3 protein-coding genes are annotated in these 4,404 nt (G+C 56.7%); all 3 read left to right on the top strand.

Annotation, left to right across the window (positions count from 1 at the left end; translation table 11 throughout):
• Positions 1 to 777 precede the first annotated feature (777 nt).
• Positions 778 to 1,962, top strand: a complete 1,185-nt coding sequence (locus AC221Y_RS20760; RefSeq protein ID WP_486708268.1) for a ChaN family lipoprotein — start codon at positions 778 to 780, stop codon at positions 1,960 to 1,962.
• 100 nt (positions 1,963 to 2,062) lie between these two features.
• Positions 2,063 to 2,758: an IS6 family transposase gene (locus AC221Y_RS20765; protein WP_486708269.1), complete on the top strand. Its 696-nt coding sequence runs from the start codon at positions 2,063 to 2,065 to the stop codon at positions 2,756 to 2,758.
• A 229-nt stretch (positions 2,759 to 2,987) separates the two neighbouring features.
• A partial coding sequence (locus AC221Y_RS20770; RefSeq protein ID WP_486708270.1) for an L-lactate permease occupies positions 2,988 to 4,404 on the top strand: 1,417 nt, incomplete at its 3' end.

Raw genomic sequence — 4,404 nt, forward strand, 5'->3', positions numbered from 1 at the left:
AGGTGGCGACAAGGGCCCGAACACAGAGCATGATTTTCTCCCTGAGAACCTTACTTTCGGCGCTGCGTTGTAATGGAAAATTGACGGAACCGGAAGCACCTGATGTCTGCTTTTGGCACTTAACGGACATCGGCGAGCGGAGTGGGCATGTCCGCTCTACCCCTCAAGGCCGACATCCCGATGCGGCTCAATCGACTGCACCCCAAACTGTGACCCCCGAAACTGGCCAGTAGAGAAAGCGCGCCAGAAGTAGTCACTTTAGGACGGAAGCTTCTGTGTCTCTGCTACGTCCAGGCAGAACCGCCGCTAACTAGTGGCGCATTTCCGGGCTTCTTCGAGGAGGTCTGGCGGGCCTCTGCAGAGAGCCGGAAAACCCGGGACTAGGTGGCTGTGCTGACAGTCTGAGGCGAACCCCTCTCTCCCTACTCACAAGGGAAATGCAGGGAGATTCTGCCAAATTGCAGGGAGAGCCCCGCCTCGGCCCTGCTGAAACTCTCCGTATCTCAAGGCATTGGGCTGCCTTCTCCCTAAACAACCGAGCAGGGAGAACATCTTTCACAGCAGGGAGGCGAGAAGAGCGGATCAGGTTTTCGGTACACGCAGCCGTTGGAGATAGGCGGCAACTTTCGGACCGTCAGGGCGCCGGGATATTCCGAGCGCGGGCAAAATCGAAATCATCGCTCTCAAAGATGCGATGATTCTGCCTTACGATGCGAATCCAGGCCGGATGGAATTTTCGGAAAGGACACCGTGTCATTTTGCAACCGCTGTTATGAGATGAAGAGACTGGGACTCCAAAAAATCATCCTTCTTGCGCTGCTGATGGTCAACTCTTCAGCCGCCATTGGAAAAGACTGCCTTCAACCTGGAAGCTGGTTTGTTCCGGCGACTGGTGAGACCGTTGATCTCAGCACCTTGGCCTCGCGACTGACAAACAAGAACGTTGTTCTTCTAGGTGAAGTGCATGACAAGATGGAACACCATATATGGCAAGCGCATATGGTATCGGCGCTAAGTGCACGCAAGAAAGATATCATCCTTGCGTTCGAAGCATTTCCCCGTCGCGTCCAACCCGCTCTGGATCGTTGGATTGCCGGCCAGCTAACGGATCGGCAATTTCTTGAGGAGACCGACTGGGTCAATGTATGGAACTTCGATCCCGAACTTTATATGCTGCTCTTCGAACTCGCGCGCCTGAATGAGCTGCCAATGCTGGCCATGAACGTCGAACAGGCGCTCGTGCGAAAGGTCGGTCAGAGCGGATGGGCATCTGTGCCTGTTGACGAACGCGAGGATGTGTCCGAGCCGGCAGCGCCATCTTCTGCCTATGTCGATTATCTCTGGGACGTCTTTCAGAAACATCCGGCTGCTAACCGTGACGAAAACACGCCGTCAAAGACACTCACGCGCGAGGCGCCCGCATTCCAAAGCTTCGTGCGGAGCCAAACATTTTGGGACCGCGCTATGGCGGAGGCCATTGCCAATGAGGTGAACAATCATCCAGACCGCATGGTCGTTGCTATTCTTGGCATTGGCCATCTGCAGGAAGGTTGGGGTGTCGCTCATCAGCTTGCGAGCTTAGGGATCGGCGAGGTGGCGTCATTGCTGCCCTGGACAGCAGGGGATCAATGCGAGGCACTAACACCCACGGTGGCTGACGCCATCTTCGGACTAAAGCCAGAAATGTCTCCTGACGAGGGGCAGAGACCGCGCCTTGGCGTACTGGTCAGCGAGAGCGACCGTGGTTTGGTTGTTCAGGGAATTGAGGCAAATAGTATCGCTGCCGCTACCGGTCTCCAGAAGCAAGACCTGCTACTTGAGGCGGCGGGCGTAAGGCTCGCGAGAGGCGTCGACTTGGTCGCCATTATCCGCCGCCAACCACCGGGCACGTGGTTGCCTGTGAGGGTCGAGCGAGACGGCAAAAAACTGCAACTCATTGCCCGATTTCCTCCCGCTTCATGAAACGCGCTCGTTTGTTAGCCGCATCTGCGTTTTTGGTCATCGGGGCATTGTCAGAGTAAATTTGCTTGAGCCGAGCAGGGGGCATTCCTAGCCTTCAGTGATGCGCAATCCCTTCCGTTATTTCAACAGCTCGCCCGAGGTAATCCGCCTCGTGGTGATGATGTACGTCCGCTATCCGCTGTCGCTGCGACAGGTCGAGGATATTCTATTCGAGAGGGGCCTCGACATCTGTCACGAGACAGTGCGGTTCTGGTGGAATCGCTTCGGTCCGATGTTCGCCAACGAGATCAGGAAACGACGCCTTCACCATAGTTCGTATTCGCACTGGCGCTGGCACCTGGACGAGATGTTCGTCAGGATCAATGGAGAGACACATTATCTTTGGCGTGCGGTAGATCACGAAGGCGAAGTGCTTGAGGTCTTTGTGATGAAGCGCCGGGATCGTAGGGCTGCACTGAAGTTTCTCAAGAGGATGATGAAACGTTATGGCCAACCGCGATCAATTGTAACCGACCGACTTCGGTCGTACCGAGCTGCGATGAGAATAATCGGCAATGCTGCCGATCAGGAGTGCGGTCGCTGGCTGAACAACCGAGCTGAGAATTCACACCAGCCGTTCCGACGACGAGAACGAGCGATGGCGAAGTTCAGGTGCCTGCAAACTCTCCAAAAGTTTGCCGCAGCCCATGCCTCAATTTACAATCACTTCAACCTCGACCGTCACCTCAACAACCGCGACATCTTCAAACAAAACCGTTCTGCCGCCCTGGCCGAGTGGCGTCAGCTGGTGGCCTGAACACCTCATATCAACACCGTTCGTCACTCCCGCTCAGGTTTGTCTGACAATGCCCCCGGACGAGGCCAAACCATCTTGCTGGAAAGAGAAAGGATCAAACGAAAGACATTCGACAAAAGGCGCTTGCTACACCGCAAATGTGCCACCTAACATCAACAACCAGATAAGCCAGATACTCCGTTAGCTCAAACCACAAACAGTCCCAATTTATCTGACGACGGACACTCCAATGGCAGCATTGCTCGCGCTGACCCCCATCTTGGCAATCGCCTTGCTGCTGGTCGTGTTCCGCTGGCCTGCCACTTGGGTCATGCCACTTTCGTGGGTCATCACAGGGATCGTGGCCCTTACCTACTGGGACATGACCGCAAATCGCTTCTTTGCCGCTACTGCTCAGGGTGTCGTTATCGCCTTTACACTACTGTACATCGTGTTCGGCGCAATCTTGCTGCTGAACACCATCCGCTATAGCGGCGCCGTCAACACGATACGAGAGGGCTTCCGGGGCATCAGCCCCGACCGCCGGATCCAGGCCATCATCATCGCCTGGGTGTTCGGTAGCTTCATTGAAGGAGCCTCGGGCTTCGGCACACCGGCCGCCATTGCTGCTCCGCTGCTCGTCGTCATGGGCTTCCCGGCTTTTGCCGCCGTCATGGTCACCCTCATCATTCAATCCACTCCGGTGACCTTCGGCGCGGTGGGTACGCCCATTATGGTGGGCATCAAGACTGGCCTGGCTGGCTCGCCTATGGTGGACACCTTCCTGACTGAGAACGGTCATGAACTCGTCGAGGTGGGGGTCATCCCCCTTAGCTATCTGAAGGTCATAGGCAGCACTGCCGCAACCTTCCACGCGATGGCCGGGATCCTGATCCCTCTCATCATCTGTGCATGCCTGACAAAGTTCTTCGGCAAAGAGCGCTCGCTCAAGAGGGGGCTCGAGGTATGGCCGTTCGCGATTTTCGCAGCGCTCGCCTTCATCCTCCCCTACCTCGTAGTGGCCTATCTGATCGGTCCCGAGTTCCCGTCCCTCCTCGGCGGACTGATCGCGCTGACCATAGTGATCCCCGCAGCCCGCGCCGGCTTCCTGATGCCCAAGCAAACCTGGGACTTCCCGCCGAAAAGCGAGTGGGAGCCTGAGTGGCTAGGTCTCGACCAGGAGAGAGACTTCGATCAAGAAGAGGCCAGAGCCCACATCAGCATGGTCGCCGCCTGGTCGCCCTACATTATCGTTGCAGCACTCCTAGTGATCACCCGCTTGGACTTATTGCCATTTAAGGAGTGGCTCGTCAGCGCACCCGTGACCTCTAGCTTCCAGTTGCTCTGGGATTGGTTTGGTGAGAAAGGCGTTTCCGCCAAAATTCATTGGCTCTACCTCCCCGGCTTTGTTTTGATCCTGGCCACACTCGCTGCTTGGGGCATTTATCGCATGTCGATGAGCCAGTACGTGGCAGCCTGGAGGCAAACTGCTGTCACCATGCTGAGCGTGAGCATCGCTCTCGGCTTTGCGGTCCCGGCCGTGCGAGTTTTCATCGCCTCAAACGTCAACGGTGCCGGCCTTGAAAGTATGCCTATCGAGCTAGCAAACGCCGTGTCGGACCTCGCGGGCGGCGCCTGGCCGGCATTCGCCGGTCTCATCGGCGCCC

The sequence above is a fragment of the Boseongicola sp. genome, assembly GCF_057460485.1.